Genomic DNA, 24616 nt, shown 5'->3' with positions numbered 1-24616 from the left:
TCAAATTTGGTATTATTTAGAAGTTTTATAGCGTTTTTCTAAAGATTTTAGTATATATCTTGCCAGCTCAAGCCCACGTGAGCGGTGTGAAATAGCTAGTTTGACGCTCTCATCTAGCTGCCCCACTGTCTTATCATAACCATTTGGTATAAACATAAAATCATACCCAAAGCCGTTTTCTCCACGCTCTTCGTCTATCGCCGTGCCGTGCATGAATCCATGAGCGCTAAACTCGCCGTATTTGCTAGCAATTGCTATGCAAGCTGTGTAAAATGCCTTGCTATTTTTGAGCCCTAAAGCGTTTAGCTCTGCTTTTAGCTTGACTCTGTTGCTCGCGTCCGTCGCACCAGCCCCGCTATATCTAGCTGAGTAAATTCCAGGAGCAAAGTTTAAAGCCTCCACACTTATTCCGCTATCATCGCTAAGGCTGATAAACTCATCATCGAGCCCAAGCTCTTTTAGTTTTTTATAGACTGCTCTTGCTTTTATGAGTGCATTTTCTTGGAAGCTTGAGCCGTTTTCTTCTATCTCAAAAGGCTCACAAATCTCGCTCAAAGCATAAATCTCATAATCTTTATAAAACGCTTTTATCTCTTTTACCTTATCTTTGTTGCTTGTGGCTAATACGATTTTCACAAATTCTCCTTTAAAAAAGCTAATTTTACCAATATCTACTTAAATTTGAGCCAAAATTTCTCATAAAAATACTTCAAAGCTAGAGCAAATATCATAAGACAAACAAGCCACGCTAATGCTACGTAAAACTCGCTACTTCCAGCCTTTGTGACCCCTACGCCTAAATTTAAAAATATAATAATGCCAGGCAGCTTGCCAAGAAGCGTCCCAGCTAAAAAGCTACTAAATTTATAGCCCAAAAACCCAGCAGCTAAATTTATAAGATTATACGGGATTACTGGGATTAAACGCAAAAAAAGTATAGTAAAAAACTCGTTGTTTGTCTCTAGCATTTTTAAATGCTTTTTACTAAGATGATTTTGAATAAACTCATATCCTATAAATTTAGACAAAAAATACATCAAACTAGCGTTTATTCCAACTCCAATACTTGTCAAAATCACTCCGATTTCCAGACCAAAAACCATTCCGCAAACCACGCTAAGCACCAAAACTGGAAAGAAAAATATAGGTAAAATAGACCATAAAAGTATATAGATTAAATAGGCGAAATTTTCATATTTCAAGATAAAATTTTTAAGTACTTCAATGTCTATATACTCAAATAAAATTCTGCCGATACAAGCCAAAATCACGATAACCATAAATTTAAAAACAGTTTTCAAATGCCACCTTTTTGTAAAATCTCAATTCTACCTAAATTTGATTAATGCTTTTAAGCATAAATTTGTTAAAATCCAAAATTTAAGTAACTTTTTGGATAAATTTATGAAACTTTTTTTAAGATATACTGGTTGGGTTTATATAAAATATTTTGTCATTATTTTTATAGCTTTGGAGCTATTTTATGTAGGCATTGATACTTTGACAAATCTAAAAGATCTTCCAAAAAGTGCAAACCTGCAGCTCATTTATGTGGGACTTACAGCTCTTACAGCTATCAACTACGTCTTGCCTCTAAGCCTTGTTTTTGCACTCATCGTCGCAAAGATCAATATGATAAGAAACAACGAATTAGTGAGCTTTTATTCGCTTGGAATACCTAAAAACTCGCTCATTTTAGCGCCTTTTTCAATAGCTTTGCTTGTGACATTTTGCTATATTTTACTCTCTGCGACGCCTTTTGCTTATGCAAGAGATTATCAAAAAAACCTCATGAGCTTTCAGAGTAATTCTAAATCATCTAATAGTATTTTTCTAAAATATGAAGACAAATTTATTTATATACAAGAATTATATCCAAATCTTGGTTTGGCAAATAATATAAGAATTTTCAACGTCCAAAATCATGATATCACAGGTCAAATCACAGCCCAAAAAGCTAAATTTGAAAACAACAAATGGAAGCTTTTAGATGTAAATATCATAAAATTACCTGCAAATTTGGAGCTAAATACAACGGGTTATATCCAAAGTGTAGAAAAAGAATTAACTCTTCTAAATGGCTTCAAACCAAAAACAATAGAAAATATATACCAAACAAATAGTAGTTATTCTATCTCTGACGCTCTTGACTCACTTAAAACACTCAAAAACGAAGGCATAAACTTGGGTAAAATCAAATCAACCCTATATTCAGCTACCTTTTTTCCACTGTTTGCACCACTTATGGTTCTTATACTTTACTACTACTTGCCAATAACTGGAAGATTTTTTAACCTCGCATTAGCAAGTTTTATCTATGTCATCGTCACGCTTTGTATCTGGGGAGTTTTATTTGTGCTTATAAGATTTAGCTCAAACGGCGTCATCATGCCAGAAATCGGCATTATAGCACCAATTATTTTGCTTGGAGCATTTGCATTTAAGAAGTTTTACGAAAACCGTTAGCTATTTTTTAGCCAAATTCAGCTAAAATAGCAAGAACTTTACAAATTTGGAGAGATTATGGATTATAGCTTACTTGCTAAAAAATACAATACACCACTTTATGTTTATGATTTTGACTATATACAAGCACAATACAACAAGATAAAAAAAGAATTTCAAGCTAGAAAATCCCTAGTCTGCTACGCTCTAAAAGCCAATTCAAATTTAAGCTTGCTTAAATTTATGGCTGAGCTTGGAGCTGGATTTGACTGCGTTAGCATAGGAGAGGTAAAAAGAGCCTTGCTAGCTGGAGCCAAAAACTACAAAATCATCTACAGCGGCGTGGGTAAAAGCGATGAAGAGATAAAAGAAGCTCTAAATTTAGACATTTTGATGATAAATTTAGAGAGTGATGAAGAGATGAAAAGAGTCGAAAACATCGCAAAAGAGCTTGGCAAAAAAGCAAGAATCAGTATTCGCGTAAATCCAAATGTCGATCCAAAAACCCACCCTTACATCTCAACTGGACTTAGCAAAAACAAATTTGGAGTCAGCTTAAATAAAGCAAGACTCATGTATCTCTACGCTCATAAAAGTGAGTTTTTAGAGCCAGTTGGAGTGCATTTCCATATCGGCTCTCAGCTGACTGATCTCACCCCAGTCATAGAAGCTGCCCGCATCGTAAGTGAGCTTTTAAGAGAGCTTAGAGCACTCGATATAGATATCAAATTCTTTGACATCGGCGGTGGGGTTGGCATAAAATACGAAAATGAAGAAGAGCCAGATCTTTACAGCTACGCTCAAGGCATTTTAGCTGCACTTGGCGGACAAGACGCGACTATAGTTTGCGAGCCTGGAAGATTTTTAGTTGGCAACGCTGGCGTGTTTCTAACAAAAGTTTTATACGAAAAGATAAACGACACAAAAGACGGCTCACACAAGAGATTTGTCATCGTCGATGGCGCTATGAATGACCTTATCCGCCCTAGCCTTTATGAAGCTTTTCACGAGATCAAAGCCCTAAAAGACGGGCAAAAAGAGCTTTGCGATGTCGTCGGACCAATCTGTGAAAGCGGGGATTTTTTAGGCAAAGATATAAGCTTGCCTAAGCTTGAAAATGGCGATATTTTGGTAGTCAAATCAGCTGGAGCTTATGGATTTTCTATGTCTAGTAACTACAACTCAAGAAATAGAGCCGCCGAAGTCGCGCTCCAAAACGGTACCGATAGGCTAATACGCAAAAGAGAGAGCTTCGACGATCTCATAAAAAATGAAAAAGAGTTTATATAATGTATTTTATTGACGTTCAAGGCACACTTATAAGCGATAGCGATAAAAACCCTATAAATGGGGCTTGCGAGCTTATAAGATTTTTAAATTTAAAAGACATTCCATACGTTGTCATCACAAACAACACAAAGAAAAAAAGCGGGGATTTCTTGCAAGAATTAAGGCAAAAAGGGCTTGAAATAAAAGATGGCGCCTATCTTGATCCATTTTGCGTTTTAAACTCTATTTTAGCGCCTTGCAACTGCGCTATGTTTGGGGCTGATGAGTTCAAACAAACTATGCAAAGCATTGGTTACAAGCAAGATTTGCAAAACCCAAAAGCAGTACTTATAGCTAGCTGGGATGACTTTAAATTTAGCGATTTTGCAAGCATGAATGAGCTAGTGCTAAATGGCGCAAAACTAGTTGCCATGCACGAAACAAGCACATATAAGAAAAACGGCAGACTATATCCTGGAGTTGGGGCTATAACAAATATGATAAGCTACTCAACAGGGGCTAAATTTAGCTCAGTTGGCAAGCCAAGCGACGCTTTTTATGCTGAGACTCTAAATCTTATAAACAAGCAAAGTAAGGGCGTCAAATTTAAAGATATTACTATCATAAGTGACGACGCAAAAGGCGACTTGGAAGGCGCAAAAAAGCTTGGTATGAAAACAGCCTTAGTCCTTAGTGGCAAGGTGAGCGATCCAAGCAAAAGCGGCGTGGGAAGCGAAGTTTTGGATCAAATTTATCAAGATGTTAGCGAGTTTCTAAAGGAGATAAATGCAAAGTATTGATGAGCTTAGAGTTGGGATAGATAAGATAGATGATCAAGTTTTATCTCTTTTAAATCAAAGAATGGAGTTTGTCAAAAAAATCGGCGAACTAAAACAAAGTAGCGGCACTGCCATATATCGCCCTGAGCGCGAACGTGCCATACTTTCAAGGCTTTTAAATGCCAAAGACAACAAGCTAAGCAAAGAGGCTATTGAGGCCATTTATTTGGAGATTTTTGCAGTCAGCAGAAACCTTGAAATGCCTCAAAAAGTAGCGTTTTTAGGACCTATTGGCACTTACACTCATCAAGCAGCTGAGAGTAGATTTGGTGCGATGAGCAACTACATCCCACTTGCGACTATCGAAGCAGTTTTTAAAGAGCTAAATAATGGCGAAGCCAAATACGGCGTAGTCCCTACAGAAAACAACACAGAAGGCGCTGTAGGCATCACTTTAGACTGTCTTGGCAAATACGAAAATGTCAAAATCGTAGCCGAAATTTACATGGATATACACCATAGTTTTGTGAGCATAAGTGATAGCCTAAAAGATATCAAAAAGATCTACTCACACCCTCAAGGCTACAATCAATGTCGCAAATTTCTTGATGATCATGGGCTTAGCGATGTGCCTTTTATCCCTACTAAATCAACTGCCGAAGCAGCACTTCTTGCGTCAAAAGACAGCGCTTCAGCAGCTATTTGCTCAAAAATCGCAGCCCACATAAACAACGTTCCTATTATGTTTGACACGATTGAAGATAACCTTGCAAATAGAACTAGATTTTTTGTTTTAAGCGACTTCAAAAACGCTAGAAGCGAACACAATAAAACTAGCATTTTAGCCAAAACCGACCACCGTCCAGGAGCCTTAGTCGAGCTACTTTCGATGTTTAGAAACGAAGGTATAAACATCACCAAGCTAGAAAGCCGCCCTATAAAACAAAAAGATTTCAAAACCGTATTTTATATAGATTTTGAAGGTCACATAGACGATGAAAATGTCAAACGCATATTAGAACTAGCCAACAAAAATCACCACGAAATACACTGGCTAGGAAGTTACATCAATCAACAAGGATAAAAAATGAAATTTAACACCCACATACAAAATTTACCAATATACGAAGCTGGAAAGCCAATTGAGCTAGTAGTAAGAGAGTTTGGCATAAATCCAAAAAATATAATCAAACTAGCCAGCAACGAAAATCCACTAGGTACTAGCAAAAGTGTCATCAAAACCTTACAAAAAGTCGCAAAAAACGCTAGCTTATACCCAGATGATAGCTTTTATGAGCTAAAAGACGCTTTAGCAAATTTATACAGTGTAAAATCAGAAAATATCGTCATAGGAAGCGGAAGCGACCAGATAATTGAGTTTGCACTTCATGCTAAAACTAGCGACAAAAACGCTATTTTAGTCAGCGGAACTACATTTGCGATGTATGAAATTTACGCCAAACACACAGGCGCAAAAGTCTATAAAACTCAGAGTAAAGAACATGATCTAAACGAGTTTAGAAAGACCTATAACGAGCATAAAAACGAGATAAAAGTCATATTTTTATGTATCCCAAACAACCCTCTTGGCGACTGTCTTGACGCGAGTGAAGTTATGAAGTTTATATCTGAAGTCGATAAAGATACTTTAGTCATAATTGATGGTGCTTACATGGAATTTGCTAAATTTAAAGACAAGAAAAAAGCCATTAATCCAAAAGATTTGATAAGCAAATTTCCAAATGCCCTCTATCTTGGAACATTTTCAAAAGCGTATGGTCTTGGTGGAATGAGAGTGGGATATGGCGTAGGAAATAGTGAGCTTATCACTGCTTTACATAAATTAAGAGCTCCATTTAATATCACAACTCTTAGCCTTGCAGCGGCTATCGCAGCCATAAAAGACAAAGATTTCATCAAAAAAACTCTCAAAAACAACCTAAAAGAGATGAAAGTTTATGAGAAATTTGCCACAAAAAATGGTATCAAATTTATCCCAAGCTATACAAATTTTATAACTTTTATATTTGATGAGACAAAAAACGCAACACAAATTTCAGATAATCTACTAAAAAAAGGTATAATTTTACGAAATCTAAAAAGCTATGGCCTAAATGCGATTCGCATCACTATAGGCAAACCTGAGCAGAACAAAAGAGTTCTTGGCGAACTAAAAAAGGAAATCTGATAAAATATGGATTATAAAGCGCTATTTCATCAAGTCGGACAGCTATACCAAAATCTCACGCTAAGGCAAAAAATCGTTGCAGCTAGTAGTATAGTTGTCGTTGTCGGGTTTTTGGTATTTTTGAGCCTTTATAAAGGCGGCCAAACCTCTGAATATGATGGATATAGCGTTTTATTTAGAAATTTAAACCCAGCTGATTCAGCCCAAATCGTCGCCCAACTAGAAAAAGACGGAGTCAAATACAAACTAGCAAGCGAAAACACCATATTAGTCCCGACTGCTGAAGTTTATAAAGAGCGTATTGCAGTAGCAAGTCTTGGTATCATGAAAGATGGAAAAAGTGGCTTTGAAATATTTGACAAACAAGAATTTGGCGCCACAGAAAACGAGCAAAAAGTCAAATTCCAAAGAGCCATTCAAGGCGAACTATCAAAAACCATAGAAAGCCTTGAGCCAATACAAAGAGCCACAGTCTATATAGCATTTCCAAAAGATAGCGTCTTTACAGAACGCCAAGTCCCACCCACAGCTTCAGTAGTGGTAAAAATCAAAGAAGGCGCAAAGCTTAGCCGCAAACAAATAGATGGTATAAAAAGAATAGTAGCTGGCTCAGTTACAAATTTAAAAACCGAAGATGTCAAAATAGTAACCCAAGATGGCGTCGCTCTTGGCGAAGATGGCATAACTCTAGAAAACGAGCTAGTCGCAGCCCAAATCAACTACAAAAAAGAGTTTGAAACATCTTACGAGCAAAAAATCATAGATATGATTGGCAAATTTATAGGTGGAAGAGACAAGGTAACTGCCAAAGTTAGCATTGAATTTGACTTTTCTACAAAAGACAGCCAAAGTGAAATCTACGATCCAAACTCAGTCATCAGAAGCGAACAAAACATAGAAGAAAAAAGAGAGGGCAAACAGCCAAAAGAAGTCGGTGGCGTGCCAGGAGCAGTAAGCAACATAGGTCCAGTTCAAGGGCTTGAAGACAACAAGGCAACAGAGCTTTATTCTAAAAACGTAGCAAACACAAACTACGAAATCTCTAAAAAAATCATAAAAGTCAAAGACCAATACGCAACCATAAAAAGAGTAACAGCAGCAGTCGTAGTAGATGGCAAATATGAAAAAACAAAAGATGAAAATGGCAACCTTACAAGCGTGATAGCTTACGTCCCACTAAGCAATGAAGATCTAACCAAAATAAAATCCCTAGTCGAACAAACAATAGGATATAACCAAACAAGAGGCGATGAAGTCACAGTAAGCAACTTTGAGTTCAAAAACATAAACAAGGGCAACTCATCAAAGACATCTGAAATATTTGAGCTATATATAAAACCTTTATTGCCAGTTTTAAAATACCTTATAGTTTTGCTTATATTATATGTATTTTACAAGAAGGTCATTACTCCATTTTTACAAAAAATGCTCTCAGATGCCAAAGAAGAGGATATCAAACCTGAAATTTACAATGAAAGTAATGTCCAAGAAGAAGCAGAAGATACGCTTGAGAAATTTAAAGCCGCTAGAAAAAGAGTTGAAGAACAACTTGGCATTAGCAGCAACTTCAACGAAGATGAGTTGAAATACGAAGTGCTACTTGAAAAGATGAAACTAATAGTAACAGATAGAAGCGAAGAGGTTTCTAGCTTGCTTCAAGGCATGATAAAAAATGACAATGATTTTAACTCACATAAGGAGTTATAGTGACAAAGCTTGATGAACAACAAAAGATGATTTATGATGATTTAGGTATGCCTGAAAAAGTAGCTATCTTACTTATCCAGCTTGGAGAAGATGCTACTACTTTGTTATTTTCTCACATGGATATAGATGTCATAACTGAAATTTCAAGATATATAGCAAGCGCAAAAACTATCGACAAATCCATAGCAGCAGCTGTTTTAGAAGAGTTTTACGCCCTAATGCAATCAAACCAATACATGAAAAGTGGCGGTATCGAGTACGCAAAAGAGATTTTATTTCGTACATTTGGTCCAGAAATTGCTCAAAAAATCATGGATAAATTACAAAAATCCATGGAAACAACCAAATCTTTTGGCTATCTAAGCCAAATCAGACCTCAGCAATTAGCAGATTTCATCATGAAAGAGCACCCTCAAACAGTCGCTCTTATAGTAGCTCACATGGACGCGACAAGCGCAGCTGAAACTCTAGTATATTTTCCTGATGAGCTAAGAAGTGAAGTTATCATTCGTATGGCAAATTTAGGCGACATCAGTCCATCAGTTGTCAAACGCGTCTCAACCGTACTTGAAAGCAAACTAGAAAGCCTCACAAGCTACAAAGTCGAAGTCGGTGGCCCAAGAGCTGTAGCAGAAGTCCTTAACCGTCTTGGTCAAAAAGCAAGCAAATCAACAATTGGCCTAATCGAACAAAATGATCCAACTCTAGCAGTAACTATCAAAGAGATGATGTTTACGTTTGAAGATATAAGCGGGCTTGATAATGGAGCAATTCGCGAAATCCTAAAAGCAGTCGATAAAAAAGACTTAATGATAGGACTTAAAGGTAGTGGCGATGATCTAAAGCAAAAATTCTTATCAAATATGAGCCAAAGAGCAAGCGAAGCCTTTGTAGAAGAGATGCAGTTCCTTGGCGCTGTACGTGTAAAAGATGTAGAAGAGGCTCAAAGAAGAGTTGTAGAACAAGTCCAAAAACTTGCTGAAGCTGGAGTCTTCCAAGTCGGCGAGAGTGATGAGATGGTAGAATGAAACAAAGCAACGTTGTAACAAATAATGATAGCCATATTGTCGAGCCTTATAGATTTAAGGTACTTGGAACATTTCCTAGCCAAGAAGAGCCGCCAAAACAAGAAGAACAACCAACGCAAGAGCCAAATACTCCTGAAACTCAAACAAACGCAGAGCAGCCGCCAGTAGAGCCACCAAAGATAGCAGCAGAATCAAGCTTTATAGAAGAGTTGCTCAAAAAAACCGATGAGCTAAGCGACAATATCGTCAAACTCCAAATGCAAATCGAAAACCAAGAAAATGAGTTCAAAACCAGACTTCAAGAAGAAGTCACAAGAGCTAGAGATGAGGGTCAAAAAGATGGCGAAGCTCTAGCAAAGACTAAATTTGACGAACAATTAAAAGAAATACAAAACAAATATCTAAACTCACTCCAAAAGCTTGATGAAGAGAAATTAAAATTAGAAAATTTATATACAAAAAGCGAAGCTGAGCTTGCCAAAACTGCCGTTCAAATCGCAAAAGAAGTCATCAATAAAGAGGTCAAAGACAATTCATCGCTCATAGCTTCAAATATAGCAAAAAGCCTAACTAGTGAGCTAAATGACGCTTCAAATATAGAGATAAAAACCAACCCAAAAGATTATGAGTTTATCCAAGAAAATTTCAAAGAAAGCTCAAATATCAGAATAACAAAAGATGATGCCATAAGTCCTGGCGGGGTTATAGTCCTAAGCGATATCGGAAATGTCGATGGCGATGTGATGGCAAGATTTGAAAAAATTAAAAAAATTTTAAGCGAATAATATGGATATAAAATCAAAAAATTTAGACGAACTAACAACACTTTGCCAAGAAATAAGAGAAAAAATACTTCAAACAGTAAGCATAAATGGCGGACATCTTAGCTCAAATATGGGTGTTGTCGAGCTGATAGTAGCTATGCACTATGTTTTTGAAGCTGGGAACGACCCTTTTATATTTGATGTTAGCCACCAAAGCTACACACACAAGCTTCTAACAGATAGATGGGAAAGCTTTTCAACGCTTAGACAATTTAATGGAATAAGTGGCTACACCAAGCCAAGTGAGAGTAAATTTGACTACTTCGTCGCAGGTCATAGCTCGACTTCTATAAGCCTAGCAGTGGGCGCTTGCAAAGCTATAAAACTAAAAAATGAAGACAGACTTCCAGTAGCCCTAATAGGCGACGGGGCATTGAGCGCTGGCATGGCGTATGAAGCACTAAACGAGCTTGGAGATAGAAAATATCCTTGCGTAATCATTCTAAATGACAATGAAATGAGCATCTCAAAACCAATAGGAGCTTTAAGCAAATACCTATCTCAGATGATGGCTGGAGCTTTTTACCAAAATTTCAAAGCCAGAGTAAATCAGTTTTTAAGCTATGTTCCAGACTCAGCAGCATACATGGCAAAGCGTTTTGAAGAGGGTTTTAGGCTAATCACTCCAGGGATGTTTTTTGAAGAGCTCGGACTTGAGTATATAGGGCCAGTTGATGGACATGATTTAAAATCTCTCATTTCTACATTTCAAACTGCAAAAACGATGAAAAAACCAGTCATCGTCCATGTCCAAACCATAAAAGGCAAAGGTTACATTCCAGCTGAGGGAAGACATGAAAAATGGCATGGAGTAAGCCCGTTTGATCTTGAAAGTGGCGAATCGATCAAAAAAAGCGGCTCTAAAAGTGCAACGGCAATATTTAGCGATTTGCTTTTAAATTTAGCAAACGAGCATGAAAACGTAGTTGGCGTAACTGCTGCTATGCCAAGCGGAACTGGCATGGATAAGCTAATAGAGAAATTTCCAGATAGGTTTTGGGATGTCGCCATAGCCGAACAACACGCCATAACCTCCATGGCAGCTATGGCAAAAGAGGGTTTTAAGCCCTACATCGCCATTTATTCGACTTTCATGCAAAGAGCCTACGACCAGATCATTCATGATTGCGCGATTATGAATCTGCCAGTAGTTTTGTGTATGGATAGAGCTGGTATTGTAGGCGAAGACGGCGAAACTCATCAAGGCGTTTTTGATATAAGTTTTTTAAACGCTATTCCAAATTTAAATTTAGTAGCGCCAAGAGATGAGCAGAGTTTTAAAAATATAATGGAGTTTTCATATAGTTTTAACGCTCCACTTGCTATCAGATATCCTCGTGGCGAGTTTTTGGCAAGCGGGAATACAAAATCAGAGCCGATAAAACTAGCAAAAGGTCAAATACTAGCTCAAGGCAACTCAAAAATAGCCTTTATAGGATACGGAAATGGCGTCGGCAAGGCTATGCAAGTAGCAAATGGGCTTGATTTTGAGCCGACTATAGTCGATCTAATTTTCATAAAACCTTTAGACAAAGAGCTACTTTTAGAGCTTACAAAAGAACATAAAATTTGGTATATTTTTAGTGATAGTGCTAAAAAAGGTGGCGTTGGCGAAATACTAAGTGCGTTTTTACAAGAAAATTTAGTGCATGATGTAGAGATAAAAAGTTTTGAATACGAAGATAAATTTATAAAACATGGAAAATTAAATTTAGTAGAAGAGGAGCTCGAAATTAGCGTAGATATGATTAGAAAATATATTTTAAATAATAAAAAATATTAGTTAGCTAAGCTTGTTTAAAGGTTTTTTTGGTAGAATTAGCCAAAAATTAAGAGGAAAATAGTATGGATTACATCGAACTACTCAAACAAGTCAATCTAAAAGCAACACCACAAAGACTTTGTGTACTAAAAATTTTAGACAAACATACTCACCCAACAATAGATGAGCTATATCTAGAAATAAAAAAAGACTATCCATCTATATCTCTAGCTACAGTCTACAAAAACTTAAACACTTTGATAGATGAAAAGCTAGTTGTCGAGGTAAATACTCCAAACCAAAAAGCAAAATACGATATATACGAACACCCACATATTCACGTAGTTTGCTCAGTTTGTGGCATGGTTGAAGATGTGAACTGTGATGATGCTAAGCTGATAGAATATCAAGAGCACCTTGAGAAAAAAGTTGGCAATATCATCGATAGACTAAATATAGTTGCTACAGTAAAAGGCTGCAAAAACTGCTCACATTGCTAAGCTTGGCTAAAAGCTAAGCTTTTCTTTATCAAATTACACTTCAAGGCTTTGATTTTTGGCTGTTTACGCCATTATTAATGTGACATATTTAAATTACAAATAAAAATATTAAAAATCTTTAATCAATATTTAATATATATTATGTTTAAATTTCAGCCAACCTTATATTTATCTTAATGATTTATATAAAAAATTACTACAAGGTAGCAGCATGAAAAATTTAAACGAATTTGACGTAAGATGGATGCTCTCACTATTTGGGACAGCTGTCGGAGCTGGGATTTTATTTTTGCCTATAAGGGCTGGAACTGGTGGATTTTTTCCTGTACTTGTTATGACTTTGCTCATATTTCCAATGGTTTGGCTATCTCATAGAGCCTTATCGAGATTTGTTTGTGCATCAAGTCACAGTGACAAAGACATCACCCACGCAGCTGAAGAGCACTGGGGAAGAGGCGTTAGTATCGTTATCACCATACTTTACTTTTTTGCGATTTATCCTATTTGTTTGGCGTATGGTGTAGGTATCACAAACACATTTGCAAGCTTTTTTATAAATCAGCTAAATTTAACATCGCTTTTTGACGCAGACTCAAGGCAATTATATCCAAGCGTAAGGATAGTCTTGTCAGTGGTTTTAGTCGGAGCCATGATGCTTGTTATGCTATTTAAAGAAGAGATCATCACAAAGGTTTGCAACGCTTTAGTCTATCCACTTTGCTTTGTTTTGTTTGCTTTTTCTTTGTATTTGATACCAAATTGGAAGCTAGAGAGCTTATCTTTTATGCCAAGCTTTAAAGACTTTATCGTGGTTGTTTGGCTTACACTTCCAGTGCTTGTATTTGCTTTTAACCACTCTCCAGCTATTTCGACTTTTTCTAAAAGTGTCAGAAGAGAGTATGGGGATCAGGCTCCACAAAAAGCAAGCCAAATTTTATTTAGCACATCTTTGATGCTTTTAGTTTTTGTTATGTTTTTTGTATTTTCATGTATTTTGTGCTTAGACGGAGCAGATTTTGAAGCTGCAAGAGCAGCAAATATCCCTATTCTTTCATACTTTGCAAACAAATTTGACAACCCGCTCATCTCATACGGCGCTCCATTAGTAGCATTTTTGGCTATTCTTAGTTCATTTTTTGGTCATTATTTTGGAGCCGCAGAAGGACTAAACGGAATTATCAGAAAAGGGCTAAAAAGCGCTGGCAAAGAGCCAAATTTAAAAGCCATAAATTTATTCACAACTCTATTTATGTTTGTGACTATAGTTTGCGTTGCTTACTTAAATCCAAGTATTTTAGGATTTATCGAAGATCTTGGCGGGCCTATCATCGCTGCCATTCTTTTTGTAATGCCAATCATCGGGCTTTACACAGTTAAAGGCATGAAAAAATGGCAAAACAAACCGCTTGATATATTTGTTTTAGTCATGGGACTTGTGACTATCTCAAGCGTCATATATAAGTTTTTCTAGTCAAAAGGCATTAGCATGAGTAATCTTAGTATCTTTAAAATCGGAGTTGGTCCTTCATCATCGCACACCTTAGGCGTGATGATAGGAGCTAATCTTTTTTGCCAAAAAGCCATAGATGAGTGGGAAAAATATAGCCAAACCGCAAGGATACAAACCAAGCTTTATGGCTCTTTGTCGCTGACTGGCAAGGGGCACTTAAGCGATAGTGCTATTATTTGGGGTCTAAATAATATCAAAGCCAAAGAGCTAACTCCAACAATCCAAAAAGAGATACTCGCCCATGCTATGCAGAGCAAAAAGATTAAATTTGCAGGGCTTAAAGATATTAAATTTAACTACGAAACAGATATGATCTTTTCAAAAGAGTTTTTGTGTGAGCATCAAAATGGATTTGAAATATCTGCTTTTGATGATTTAGGCAATCTTCTTGGCTCGCAAATTTACTTCTCAGTCGGCGGAGGTTTTGTAAAAACCATAGATGAGATGAATGCCAAAGCCAAAGACGAAAACAAGCTAAATTTAGCCATAAATTTCAATAACGCAAAAGACATTTTAAATCTCTGCTCCAAACACCAATGGAACCTCCCAAAGCTATCTTTGGAATATGAGCTTCAGTTTAATTCGCCTACGTTTATCAAAGACTATTGCTTGGAGATTTGGGAAGTAATGCAAAGCAGCTACGCAAACGGCATTCACCCAAAAAACGATTACTTGCCTGGCAGACTTCACCTAAAAAGAAGAGCAAAAGGGCTAAATGAAAGGCTATCTATCACGAGCGATCCTCTTGGCGTGCTTGATTATATATCGCTTTATGCAATAGCTGTAGCCGAAGAAAATGCTGGCGGCGGCAGAGTGGTAACTGCTCCTACAAACGGAGCTTGCGCCGTCATTCCAGCAGTAATGCTGTATCTCAAAAACCACACAATTGGATTTAACGATGATAAGGTCATAGAGTTTTTGCTTAGTGCTATGCTTATTGGCTCACTTTATAAGAAAAACGCTAGTATAAGCGGGGCTGAGGCTGGATGTCAAGCTGAGATAGGCTCTGCTAGCTCGATGAGTGCAGCAGCCATGGCAAGCGTGATGGGGGCTGATGCAATAAAATCATGCAACGCAGCAGAAGTGGCTATGGAGCATCATTTGGGGCTTACTTGCGATCCAGTTTATGGGCTAGTGCAAATCCCTTGCATAGAGAGAAACGCATTTGGAGCTATAAAGGCAATAAGTGCAGCAAGAATGGCTATGAGTAGAAAATCAGACCCAAAAGTCAGCCTAGATAACATCATCAAAACCATGTTTGAAACTGGCAAAGATATGAGCTTAAAATACAAAGAAACGGCTCTTGGTGGGCTTGCTGTGACACTTGGCTCAGTTTGTTAGCTACTTCAAAACGCTTTTTTTAAACACTGCTAAGCTAATTAAGAAAAACGCCACCCCAAAGGCAAACATCGGCAAAAGATAGCTTAGTGACTGAACAGGGCTAATATCTTTTAAGAATATTCCTTTTACAAATTTGATATGGTAAGTCAGTGGCACAAAATCGCTAACTGGCTGGAGCCATGAGGGCATATTTGCTATTGGGGTTGCAAATCCTGAGAGCATAATCGACGGCAATAAAAAGACAAAAGCCCAAAGTATGGCTTGTTGTTGCGTGCTAGAAACGCAAGATATAAATAGCCCAACTGAGCATATCGAAAATATAAAAACTGCCATTCCAAAATACAAAAGCAAGAGATTTCCTACGATTGGGATTTTGAAAAGATAATAGCTTATAGCTGTGACAATGATGGATAAAAATGTAGCGATGAAAAGCGGAGCCACAAGCTTGCCCACAAGCACCTCAAAAGGCGTCAGTGGCGATACAAGTATCTGATCAAACGTGCCTATTTCTTTCTCTCTTGCTATGCTAAGCGCTGTTAAAACTATAGCCATTATCATCACAATCGAACAGGCTAAATTTGGCACTATCCACCAAAAATTGTCTAAATTTGGATTGTAAAAGCTTCTTAAGCTTACCAAATCATTTGGCAAAATGCTCTGCTCGATGTAGCCATTTATGATTTGGGCTGAGTTTGAGTGTCTGCCATCAAGGATTATGCCAAGACTCTCTTTACCTAAAGCGTAATTTTTAGGGATTATTAAAAACGCCATTACATCTTGATTTGTGATTAGCTTTTTGCCCTCTTCTAGGCTGTAAACCATATTAATTTCTTTGACAAATTTAGCACTTTCAAGGCTAGTGATAAGCTCTTTGCTATGCTGCGAACTATCTTGGTTAAATATGGCCAAATTTACGTTTCGCACCTCCAAAGTCACAGAAAAAGCAAAAATCAAAATCTGCAAAAGCGGTGGCACGATGACTACAAACATACTTCTTCTATCGTTTTTTATGGCTAAAAATTCTTTTTTGATAAGTGCAAATAGTCTCAATCAAGGCTCCTTTTTGAGATTTTTAGCACAAGCCCTAAAAGCAAGAACCCGATCCCAAGCATACAAATAGCGTCTTTTATAAAAATCTCATAAGTATCACCGACCAAAAATATATTGCTAAGTGAGCTTACAAAATACCTTGCAGGAATAGCGTAGGTCATGAACTGCAAAATTTCAGGCATATTTGAGATTTCAAAAATATATCCAGAGAGCAAAAACGCTGGCAAAAATCCCACAAGTATGGAGATTTGTGCTGCGACAAACTGACTTTTAGCTAGAGTTGAGATAAGAAGTCCAGTGCAAAGGGCTGGAAGCATATATATAAAACTCAGCGCCAAAAGCACCCACAAACTACCACGAAATGGCACTTCATACCAAAAATAAGCGATAATAAAACAAAGCAACACGCTAAACATTCCAAGTGCAAAATATGGGATAAGTTTGCCTAAAATGATTTCTAAATTTGAAATTGGCGTACTCATCAAGCACTCCATCGTACCTTGCTCCCACTCTCTTGCGACGACTAATGAGGTTAGCAAAGTGCCTATCAAAGTCATAATAACTGCGATTGAGCCAGGTATCGCAAAGTATCTGCTAGAGAGCTTTTCATTAAACCAAAACCTAGTTTGAATATCTAGATTTCGCACCCCAAAAGTCTCTTTACTCCACGATTTTATGATTTGGGTGGCGTATTGATTGATGAGATTTGCGGTGTTTGGGTCGCTTCCGTCAGTTATAATCTCAAAAGCAAATTTACCAAGATTTTCATCTATGACTAGAAACCCGCCAAGCTCGTAATTTTGCATATCTTTTTGAAATTTGGCAGTTGTTTGACTAAATTTAATATCAAAAAATCCAGCCCCAACGAAGCTAGAAACAAGCTCTTTAGAGTTCGTGCTTGAGCTGTGATTTACTATGCCAAATTTGATATTTTTCGCGTCCAGTGAGACTGCATATCCCATTAAAAACAGCAAAATCATAGGCAAAATAACTGCGATAAGAGCCGTGCTTGGATCACGCAGAGCTTGCAAACTCTCTTTAAAAGCCATAGCAAAAATCCGCCTAAAACTCACCTCTAGCCTCCTTTACAAGGGCTATAAACGCATCTTCCATATTTGAGCAGTTTGCCTTTTGCTTTAGCTCATCTGGTGAGCCTATGGCTATCATTTTTCCAGCATCAATCAGCATAACTCTATCGCAAAACTCAGCCTCGTCCATAAGATGCGTCGTCACCATTACGCTAATTCCAAGCTTTGAAACTGCATTTATATGACGCCAAAACTCCTTTCTAGTAATCGGATCGACCCCGCTAGTCGCCTCGTCTAAAAACAAAACCGCAGGAGAATGCATGAGTGAGCAAGACAGAGCCAAACGCTGTTTTATACCAAGAGGAAGCTCGCCGACTTTGTTTTTGGCATATTTTTTAAGCCCAAAAATCTCTATCATTGAGTTTAAAATCTCATCTTTTTTCTTGCCTTTTAGACCATAAATTCCAGCAAAAAACTCAAGATTATCAAGCAAACCAAGATTGGCGTAAAGTGAGAATTTTTGAGCCATATAACCGATTTTGTTTTTGGATTGTGAAATATCCTCACCACAAACAAAAGAGCTTCCACTACTTGGCTTTAGAAGCCCGCAAATCATCTTAAAAGTAGTCGATTTGCCAGCTCCATTTGGTCCCAAAAATCCAAAAATCTCGCCACGCTTCACGCTAAAACTTATATCGCTCGCAGCCTTAAATTCGCCAAAATTTTTACACAGATTTTTGGCCTCCAAGCTATTGCCTTGCATCTCTTCTGCCTTATTAAGAACGCCCAAGAGCTGGCTGTGAGCTACTGTTTTTATCCCAAGCATATATGTAAAAGCATCTTCAAAACTAGCTTGAACTGGCTCAAATTTAGCCATTTTAAAGCTAGAGTTTATGTCAAACTTATTACGCAAAACAACCCTAATCTTAGAGCCAACCAAATAAGCATCAAGCACATTTTCATGCTCCAAAATAGTCGTCAAAAACTCTCTTTTGTCTCCATCAAAACTAGCTAAAAATACTCTATTTTGCATTAAATCATCTATCAAATTTGGCCTATCATTAAAGATTATTTCGCCTTCATTTAGCAAAATCACGCTATCACACTGCCTAGCCTCATCCATATATGAAGTCGCCCAAAATATGCTAATCTCTTCAAGGCTTCTTGCCATAGCCCAAATTTCTTTCCTTGAGATAGGATCTACGCCCACTCCTGGCTCGTCAAGCAAAAGCAACTTTGGCTTTTTAAGCAAAGCAGCGCCGAATGCTAGCTTTTGCTTCATTCCGCCAGACAAACTCCCCGCCATTCTGTCTTTAAATTTCATCAAATTTGTAAAATCCAAAAGCTCATCAATACGTTTTTTGGAATTTTGCAGACCTTGAAGTTTTGCGTATAAATTTAGATTTTCTAGACAGCTTAAATCGCTATAAAGCCCAAAGAGTTGGGGCATATAGCTAGTATCATGCAAAAATCCAAAATCAGCGCAAGGCATAGAATGTCCCATAACCTCAAGGCTCCCGCTACTTGGTTTTAGAAGTCCGGCACACATCCTAAGAAGCGTGCTTTTGCCAGCACCATCAGGCCCTACAAGCCCAGTTATTTCGCCTTTTTTTATCTCAAAGCTTAGATTTTTGATCGCATCAATTTGCGGATTTTTGAAGCTTTTAGAAAGATTGGTTGCTTTTATCATTGCTAAATTTAATATGCACAGGCATACCTTGTTTTAGTTTGGTATCAAAATCATCAATAATGATCTCAAATCTATAAACAAGCTCACTTCTAAGCTCCATAGTTTGAATGTGTTTTGGAGTGAACTCAGCCACGCTTGAAATAAAGCTCAAACGCCCACGATATGGCTCATCTCTAGCATCGCTATATATAAGCATATCTTCTCCAAGCTCTAGCTTTTTAAGGTCTGGCTCGTTTGCGTAAGCTCTGATAAAAAATTTATCCATTCTAGCAATCTGTGCGACTGGTTCGTTTTGCACCACAGTCGAGCCTAATTCTTTGTATTTTTTTTGCAAGATACCATTATATGGCGATCTGATGATAGAGTTTTTAAGGTCAAGTTCTATGGCTTGTTTTTTGATTTCTAGGGATTTTACTAGCTCAGCTTGAGCTTTTATATCTGCTTTTTCATAGCCATTTTGGAGTTTTTCATAACCAGCTTTAGCAAGAGCCAAATTTGCTCTCATAGCTTCTAAATTTGACTTTGCATTCATATAAGCTTCTTGTGAAGTTGAGTTTGTTTTGATGAGTTTTTCTTGTCTAGCAAAGCTATCTTTTGCCTTTGCTAAATTTGCCATGCCCATTTCAAAACTCGCTTTGGCTGAAGCAATATCTTCTTTTCTATAGCCATTTTCAAGCTTATCAAGTTTGATTTTTTCTAAGGCGATATTTGTTTTTACGCTCTCAAGCGAATTTAGCAAATACTCATCATCAAGCCTTGCTATCTCTTCGCCTATTTTTACGCTGTCGCCCTCTTCTTTGGCAATGCTTGAAATTTGTCCCAAAAATCTAAATGATAGATCAACTGTTTTTGTATCGACATTACCATAAAATATGTCTTCTTTTTGCCCATTAAATCCACCATTTTTATAAGTAAAATATAGCAAAATTATGACAGCAAGGCTTAAGATTATAAAGAGAAATTTTTTCAAGCAAACTCCTAAAAAAGCGTGTTTATTGTGAAATTTTCATTATACTTTTTTAGAAATTAAACAAATCTTATAAAGCTAATATTTAGTAGAAATTAGGTAAAATCATTGCCAATCTAATGCAAAGGATTTAGAATTGGTTCTAGAAATTGAGCGTAAATTTTTACTAAATGATACCTTTTTGCAAAACACACTTCAAACAGACGGAGTTGAGTTTAAACAACTAAATATAACACAATTTTATACTCAAATTTCACCAGTAAATGAGACTAGATACCGCAAAAGTGATGATCAATTCTTCAAAACTATGAAATTTGGCAAAGGTCTTATCAGACAAGAACACGAGATAAAAATCAGTAAAAAAGAGTATGAAAAAGCGCTCAAACACGCTATTGCCTTGCCTATTTCAAAAACCAGATATGAGTTTAAGCTCAATAATCTACCTTGCAACATAGATGTTTATAGCGACTGGCTTTGCGATTTGGCTGTTTTCGAGATAGAGTTTTTGACCCAAAATGACGCTAAAGAGTTTGTGATGCCAGAATTTCTAGCTCAAAATATCTTAAAAGAAATAACAGAAGATGAAAGATATAAAAATAAAAATTTAGCCCTATTTGGCAATCCAAATTTCAACTTTGACTACAAAAACTCACTAAAAATGATAGAAAAACTAGGCGAGTTTAAGCTGTTTTTCCCAAGCTTGATAAGCACTTATGATGGCATAAGAATGGTTTTGTTTCAAATTTACAATGCTGTTTTAAGCCAAAAATTAAACTACTTAAAAACAAAAGACAAAGCCTCCTTACAAAGCTTGCAAAACGAAATTTACAAATCGCTATTTTTCTTGAAGAGTTTTAAATTTGCCATAGACGAGCGAATTTGCACTAAATTTATCAATATTTTTGAAGAAATTTCTCAAAAAATGCTAAATTTGATCGAGCAAAATTTCTTAGAAGAATACATTGAAGCTTGGCAAACAAGCTCAAATCAGGTGAACCATTTTTATCAAAATAGGCAAATTTTAGAAGATGAGATAAGGCTATTTTTAAGCTCAGATGAGTTTGAAGAAACCTTAAAAGAGTGGGAAATTTTGCTAAGCGATAGCGATAAATTTTATATATCAAAAGATGGTCAAAACTGCTTAAAATCAAGCGTTGCTTATCATTTAAGATTGCTTTGCCTTGGAGCTTTAAAGAGTTTTTATAGCATGAATAATTATGCGAATTTATACAAAAATCTATTAAATTTGAAAATAACTTTGGAATATTTTGGCGATATATTTGTCTTAAAAACAGATAAACTAGTCAAAAAAATAGACAAAGTGCTAAAAGAGATAAATTTCATCTTGCAGTCTAACAATTTTGCTAAAATGAAATTTGATAGTGATAAATTTAGCACTTTTGATAAAAATATAAAAAAACAAATCAAAAAAATCCAAAAGAAAATTCAGACAAAAACGCAGAAAATCAACGGCAAAATTCATAAATTATCAAGAATTTTGAAGGTTTATTATACGAAGGAAATTTAAGTGGAAAAACAAGAAAAAATCATAGAAATGTTTAATCAAATAGCGCCGACTTACGACAAAGCAAACAGAGTTTTGAGCTTTGGAGTTGATATTAGCTGGAGGAAAAATGCCTGCTCACTGGTGCTAGAAAACTATAAAAATAGTAGCATTGATATAGTCGATGTGGCTTGTGGAACTGGCGATATGATGGGGATCTGGCAAAGTATGGCTAGTGAGCTTGGGGTTAAAATAAACTCCATAACCGGCGTCGATCCAAGTACCGGAATGTTAGAAGTAGCAAAAGAAAAGTTCAAGGACTTTACGTTTATCACTGCGATGGCTGATAATACTGGCTTAGAAGACCAAAGCGCCGATATAATAAGCATTAGCTATGGCATAAGAAACGTTATAGCAAGAAATGAAGCCCTAAAAGAGTTTAACCGCGTTCTAAAACCCGGTGGATACGTCGTAGTGCTTGAGTTTACTAAAAGAAACAATAGCGGATTTATACCAAAAATCAGGGACTTTTATCTTAGTAAAATACTGCCAAAGATCGGCGGTTTCATCAGCAAAAATGAAGAGGCTTACACGTATTTGCCAAGCAGTATAGAAAACTTTTTGGACAAAAAAAGCTTTTGCGATGAGTTAAGAGAAGCTGGATTTGAAGTGCAAATTTGCAAGGGCTACAGCTTCGATGTCAGCACACTTTTTATAGCAAAAAAAGTAAAATGACAGTTAGCCAACTCAACGAGCAAGCAAAGGCGCTGCTCGAAACTCATTTTAGCTTTGTAGAAGTCACTGGCGAGATCTCAAGGATGATCAAACATAGCTCTGGACACTGGTATTTTTCACTCAAAGATGAAAAAAGCGTCATAAGCTCAGCTATGTATAAATTCCAAAATCAAGCCATTAAATTTGAAGTCAAAGACGGTATGAAAATCACAGTTCAAGGCAAACTCACAATATATCCGCCAACTGGAGGCTACCAACTCATGGCAAACAAAATGCTCCCAGCAGGTATTGGTGAGCTTGAACTAGCCTTCAATGAGCTAAAAGAAAAACTCCAAAAAGAGGGGCTTTTTGATATCAAATTTAAAAAACCACTACCTAAATTTCCAAAAAACGTAGCCATAATCACCAGCCTAACATCAGCTGCTTATCAAGATATGCTAAAAGTGATAAATGATCGTTTTACGCTATGCAAATTTAGTGTTTTTAACTCACTCATGCAAGGCGAAATGGCAGCAACAAATATCTGCAACATCCTAAAAAAGATTGATTTGCAAGGATTTGATGCCATAGTTTTAGCAAGAGGTGGCGGAAGCAAAGAAGATCTATGGTGCTTCAATGATGAGGGCTTAGCAAGGGCTATTTTTGATCTCCAAACCCCACTAATCTCAGCCATAGGTCACGAGATAGACTACTGTATCAGTGACTTCGTAGCAGATCATCGCTCACTTACCCCAACAGCTGCTATGGTCGATTTGCTTCCTGATAGCAAGGTTTTGGCTCAAAGCCTAGATATGGTTTATGACGCCTTTAAAAACTTCATAAACCAAAAACTTGAAAAGTGCGAAAATAGGCTAAATTTGGTAAGTCTAAATCTCAAAAACCAAGCCTTATCTCAAAGAATCGGCAACGCAGTCCTTGAATTAAAGCACAAAAAAATCTCACTAGATAATCTAGTCCAAACCAAGCTTATGAGATTATCTCACGCCCTAAAAGAGTGCGAACTAAGCTTATCAAAGCAAAATCAGTTTTTTAATCTAACAAAAACTATGATACAAATCCAAAAAAATGGTAAAATTACAGCTCTAAGTGAGCTAAAAAGTGGCGATGAAGTCACGCTTTACTCACAAAATAGCAAAAAACAAGCAATAATAAAATCTTAGAAAGGTGATAAATATGAATAGAGTTTTAAATTTTAGCGCAGGTCCAAGTGCGATTCCACTTAGCGTTTTAGAACGCGCAAAGGCTGAATTTACCAGCTACAAAGGCATGGGTTTTAGTATTATGGAGATCAGCCACAGAGGCAAGGTCTTTGACGCTCTTCACAACGCAGCAATAGAAAAAATCAGAAAATTTTATAATGTAAGCGATGATTATGCTGTTTTATTTTTGCAAGGTGGAGCAACGCTTCAGTTCGCACAAGTTCCTATGAATTTATATAATGGCGGAGTTGCTCAGTATGTAAATACTGGCGTTTGGACTACAAAAGCTATTAAAGAAGCCAAAATCCAAAGCATAAATTATGAAGTTGTCGCCTCAAGCGAAGAGACTAAATTTGATAGAATTCCAGAAAATATTAAATTTAGCGATGACGCAGATTATGCTTATATCTGTTCAAACAACACAATTTACGGCACCCAGTACGCAAAATTACCAGATACAAAATGCCCTTTAGTAGTAGATAGCAGCAGCGATTTGCTTAGCCGCGAACTTGACTTCAACACCAAAAATATCGGAATGTTTTATGGTGGAGCTCAAAAAAATGCAGGCCCAGCAGGAATCACTCTAGTCATCATCCGCAAAGATCTAGCCGCTAGAGTAAAAGACAACGTCCCTACCCCACTTCGCTACACTACTCAAATAGAAGCAAACTCACTTGCAAACACTCCTCCGACATTTGGAATTTATATGTTTGATTTAGTGCTTGACTGGATAAATGAGCAAGGCGGCTTAAAAGCAATCCACGAGCTAAACAAACAAAAAGCAAAATATCTTTATGATTTTATTGACAATTCAAGCTTCTATCAAGCTCACGCAAAGGTCGGCTCAAGATCTCTTATGAATGTCAGCTACACAACTCCAAATGCTGATTTAGACGCACTTTTTGTCAAAGAAGCTGAAGCAAATAATATGATTGGATTAAAAGGTCATAGGATTTTAGGTGGGCTTAGAGCGTCTATTTATAACGCCGTAACACTAGACAATGTAAAAACTTTAGTTGAGTTTATGAAAGAATTCGAAAGAAAAAACGGATAATTAAAATAGCTTAAATTTGATAGGAGAATCTCCTAT

Annotated in this window: 22 protein-coding genes; 16 read left to right on the top strand and 6 right to left on the bottom strand. The window is 36.8% G+C overall.

Translation table 11 applies throughout. The features are described from left to right. Nucleotides 1–12: 12 nt before the first annotated feature. Nucleotides 13–636, bottom strand: a complete 624-nt coding sequence (locus CIG1485E_RS01440; RefSeq protein ID WP_038452921.1) for a non-canonical purine NTP pyrophosphatase — start codon at nucleotides 634–636, stop codon at nucleotides 13–15. Nucleotides 637–671: 35 nt separating this feature from the next. Continuing rightward, nucleotides 672–1301 (bottom strand): TVP38/TMEM64 family protein, encoded by a 630-nt coding sequence (locus tag CIG1485E_RS01435; protein WP_051870891.1) that lies wholly within the window; start codon nucleotides 1299–1301, stop codon nucleotides 672–674. Nucleotides 1302–1404: 103 nt separating this feature from the next. On the opposite strand from CIG1485E_RS01435, the gene CIG1485E_RS01430 reads away from it, so the two are divergent. The 12 genes from CIG1485E_RS01430 to CIG1485E_RS01375 all read left to right on the top strand — a co-directional run bounded on the left by CIG1485E_RS01430 (nucleotide 1405) and on the right by CIG1485E_RS01375 (nucleotide 15353). After that, the gene (locus CIG1485E_RS01430) at nucleotides 1405–2466 is read left to right on the top strand and encodes an LptF/LptG family permease (RefSeq protein WP_038452918.1); all 1062 of its coding nucleotides are present in this window, start codon (nucleotides 1405–1407) and stop codon (nucleotides 2464–2466) included. A gap of 57 nt (nucleotides 2467–2523) precedes the next feature. Beyond that, nucleotides 2524–3735, top strand: a complete 1212-nt coding sequence (gene lysA, locus CIG1485E_RS01425) for a diaminopimelate decarboxylase (RefSeq protein WP_038452916.1) — start codon at nucleotides 2524–2526, stop codon at nucleotides 3733–3735. After that, the gene (locus tag CIG1485E_RS01420; protein WP_038452912.1) at nucleotides 3735–4514 is read left to right on the top strand and encodes an HAD-IIA family hydrolase; all 780 of its coding nucleotides are present in this window, start codon (nucleotides 3735–3737) and stop codon (nucleotides 4512–4514) included. Before lysA ends, CIG1485E_RS01420 begins: the two co-directional genes overlap by 1 nt. Continuing rightward, complete coding sequence (pheA, locus tag CIG1485E_RS01415; protein ID WP_038452910.1) at nucleotides 4501–5577, top strand: prephenate dehydratase; 1077 nt, start codon at nucleotides 4501–4503, stop codon at nucleotides 5575–5577. The genes CIG1485E_RS01420 and pheA overlap by 14 nt, the downstream gene beginning before the upstream one ends. A 3-nt stretch (nucleotides 5578–5580) precedes the next feature. Continuing rightward, a complete protein-coding gene (gene hisC, locus CIG1485E_RS01410) occupies nucleotides 5581–6681 on the top strand; it encodes a histidinol-phosphate transaminase (RefSeq protein ID WP_038452907.1) in 1101 nt (366 codons plus the stop codon). Nucleotides 6682–6687: 6 nt separating this feature from the next. Continuing rightward, nucleotides 6688–8388: a flagellar basal-body MS-ring/collar protein FliF gene (fliF, locus tag CIG1485E_RS01405; RefSeq protein ID WP_038452905.1), complete on the top strand. Its 1701-nt coding sequence runs from the start codon at nucleotides 6688–6690 to the stop codon at nucleotides 8386–8388. Next, the gene (gene fliG / locus CIG1485E_RS01400; RefSeq protein WP_038452902.1) at nucleotides 8388–9416 is read left to right on the top strand and encodes a flagellar motor switch protein FliG; all 1029 of its coding nucleotides are present in this window, start codon (nucleotides 8388–8390) and stop codon (nucleotides 9414–9416) included. The genes fliF and fliG overlap by 1 nt, the downstream gene beginning before the upstream one ends. Then, nucleotides 9413–10201, top strand: coding sequence for a flagellar assembly protein FliH (fliH, locus tag CIG1485E_RS01395; protein WP_038452899.1), 789 nt, complete (start codon nucleotides 9413–9415; stop codon nucleotides 10199–10201). Before fliG ends, fliH begins: the two co-directional genes overlap by 4 nt. A 1-nt stretch (nucleotide 10202) precedes the next feature. After that, complete coding sequence (dxs, locus tag CIG1485E_RS01390; protein WP_038452896.1) at nucleotides 10203–12023, top strand: 1-deoxy-D-xylulose-5-phosphate synthase; 1821 nt, start codon at nucleotides 10203–10205, stop codon at nucleotides 12021–12023. Nucleotides 12024–12085: 62 nt separating this feature from the next. Then, nucleotides 12086–12502 (top strand): peroxide-responsive transcriptional repressor PerR, encoded by a 417-nt coding sequence (perR, locus tag CIG1485E_RS01385; protein WP_038452893.1) that lies wholly within the window; start codon nucleotides 12086–12088, stop codon nucleotides 12500–12502. A 211-nt stretch (nucleotides 12503–12713) separates the two neighbouring features. Beyond that, complete coding sequence (locus tag CIG1485E_RS01380; RefSeq protein WP_038452890.1) at nucleotides 12714–13973, top strand: aromatic amino acid transport family protein; 1260 nt, start codon at nucleotides 12714–12716, stop codon at nucleotides 13971–13973. A gap of 15 nt (nucleotides 13974–13988) precedes the next feature. Continuing rightward, on the top strand, nucleotides 13989–15353 hold the full coding sequence (locus CIG1485E_RS01375; RefSeq protein ID WP_038452887.1) for an L-serine ammonia-lyase: 1365 nt from the start codon (nucleotides 13989–13991) through the stop codon (nucleotides 15351–15353). Here CIG1485E_RS01375 and CIG1485E_RS01370 read toward each other — a convergent pair whose 3' ends face one another. The 4 genes from CIG1485E_RS01370 to CIG1485E_RS01355 are packed head-to-tail and all read right to left on the bottom strand — an operon-like array spanning nucleotide 15354 to nucleotide 20091. Continuing rightward, complete coding sequence (locus CIG1485E_RS01370) at nucleotides 15354–16403, bottom strand: ABC transporter permease (protein WP_038452884.1); 1050 nt, start codon at nucleotides 16401–16403, stop codon at nucleotides 15354–15356. Further along, nucleotides 16400–17476, bottom strand: coding sequence for an ABC transporter permease (locus tag CIG1485E_RS01365; protein WP_038452881.1), 1077 nt, complete (start codon nucleotides 17474–17476; stop codon nucleotides 16400–16402). Before CIG1485E_RS01365 ends, CIG1485E_RS01370 begins: the two co-directional genes overlap by 4 nt. Then, nucleotides 17466–19121 (bottom strand): ATP-binding cassette domain-containing protein, encoded by a 1656-nt coding sequence (locus CIG1485E_RS01360; protein ID WP_038452878.1) that lies wholly within the window; start codon nucleotides 19119–19121, stop codon nucleotides 17466–17468. The genes CIG1485E_RS01365 and CIG1485E_RS01360 overlap by 11 nt, the downstream gene beginning before the upstream one ends. Then, on the bottom strand, nucleotides 19096–20091 hold the full coding sequence (locus CIG1485E_RS01355) for an HlyD family efflux transporter periplasmic adaptor subunit (RefSeq protein ID WP_038452875.1): 996 nt from the start codon (nucleotides 20089–20091) through the stop codon (nucleotides 19096–19098). The genes CIG1485E_RS01360 and CIG1485E_RS01355 overlap by 26 nt, the downstream gene beginning before the upstream one ends. Nucleotides 20092–20224: 133 nt before the next feature. Between CIG1485E_RS01355 and CIG1485E_RS01350 the strand changes: the two genes are divergently transcribed. Genes CIG1485E_RS01350 through serC form a run of 4 tightly spaced genes read left to right on the top strand, consistent with a single transcriptional unit; the run spans nucleotide 20225 to nucleotide 24580 of the window. Beyond that, a complete protein-coding gene (locus CIG1485E_RS01350) occupies nucleotides 20225–21616 on the top strand; it encodes a CYTH domain-containing protein (protein WP_038452873.1) in 1392 nt (463 codons plus the stop codon). Then, on the top strand, nucleotides 21617–22327 hold the full coding sequence (gene ubiE, locus CIG1485E_RS01345; RefSeq protein WP_038452871.1) for a bifunctional demethylmenaquinone methyltransferase/2-methoxy-6-polyprenyl-1,4-benzoquinol methylase UbiE: 711 nt from the start codon (nucleotides 21617–21619) through the stop codon (nucleotides 22325–22327). It begins immediately after the preceding gene. Beyond that, complete coding sequence (xseA, locus tag CIG1485E_RS01340; RefSeq protein ID WP_038452869.1) at nucleotides 22324–23487, top strand: exodeoxyribonuclease VII large subunit; 1164 nt, start codon at nucleotides 22324–22326, stop codon at nucleotides 23485–23487. The genes ubiE and xseA overlap by 4 nt, the downstream gene beginning before the upstream one ends. 13 nt (nucleotides 23488–23500) lie before the next feature. Next, nucleotides 23501–24580 carry a 3-phosphoserine/phosphohydroxythreonine transaminase gene (gene serC, locus CIG1485E_RS01335; protein ID WP_038452867.1) on the top strand — a complete coding sequence of 360 codons (1080 nt, stop codon included), beginning with the start codon at nucleotides 23501–23503 and terminating at the stop codon, nucleotides 24578–24580. Nucleotides 24581–24616: the final 36 nt, after the last annotated feature.

The organism is Campylobacter iguaniorum (assembly GCF_000736415.1).
In the GTDB taxonomy this organism is placed as follows: Bacteria; Campylobacterota; Campylobacteria; order Campylobacterales; family Campylobacteraceae; genus Campylobacter; species Campylobacter iguaniorum.
The sequence above is the reverse complement of the archived record's forward strand: the minus strand, read 5'-3'. Positions and strand labels throughout refer to the sequence as shown.

Coding starts and splice junctions, on each gene's coding strand:
- CIG1485E_RS01430 (WP_038452918.1), top strand. CDS start 1,405: ATGAAACTTTTTTTAAGATATACTGGTTGGGTTTATATAAAATATTTT.
- lysA (WP_038452916.1), top strand. CDS start 2,524: ATGGATTATAGCTTACTTGCTAAAAAATACAATACACCACTTTATGTT.
- CIG1485E_RS01420 (WP_038452912.1), top strand. CDS start 3,735: ATGTATTTTATTGACGTTCAAGGCACACTTATAAGCGATAGCGATAAA.
- pheA (WP_038452910.1), top strand. CDS start 4,501: ATGCAAAGTATTGATGAGCTTAGAGTTGGGATAGATAAGATAGATGAT.
- hisC (WP_038452907.1), top strand. CDS start 5,581: ATGAAATTTAACACCCACATACAAAATTTACCAATATACGAAGCTGGA.
- fliF (WP_038452905.1), top strand. CDS start 6,688: ATGGATTATAAAGCGCTATTTCATCAAGTCGGACAGCTATACCAAAAT.
- fliH (WP_038452899.1), top strand. CDS start 9,413: ATGAAACAAAGCAACGTTGTAACAAATAATGATAGCCATATTGTCGAG.
- dxs (WP_038452896.1), top strand. CDS start 10,203: ATGGATATAAAATCAAAAAATTTAGACGAACTAACAACACTTTGCCAA.
- perR (WP_038452893.1), top strand. CDS start 12,086: ATGGATTACATCGAACTACTCAAACAAGTCAATCTAAAAGCAACACCA.
- CIG1485E_RS01380 (WP_038452890.1), top strand. CDS start 12,714: ATGAAAAATTTAAACGAATTTGACGTAAGATGGATGCTCTCACTATTT.
- CIG1485E_RS01375 (WP_038452887.1), top strand. CDS start 13,989: ATGAGTAATCTTAGTATCTTTAAAATCGGAGTTGGTCCTTCATCATCG.
- CIG1485E_RS01360 (WP_038452878.1), bottom strand. CDS start 19,121: ATGATAAAAGCAACCAATCTTTCTAAAAGCTTCAAAAATCCGCAAATT.
- xseA (WP_038452869.1), top strand. CDS start 22,324: ATGACAGTTAGCCAACTCAACGAGCAAGCAAAGGCGCTGCTCGAAACT.
- serC (WP_038452867.1), top strand. CDS start 23,501: ATGAATAGAGTTTTAAATTTTAGCGCAGGTCCAAGTGCGATTCCACTT.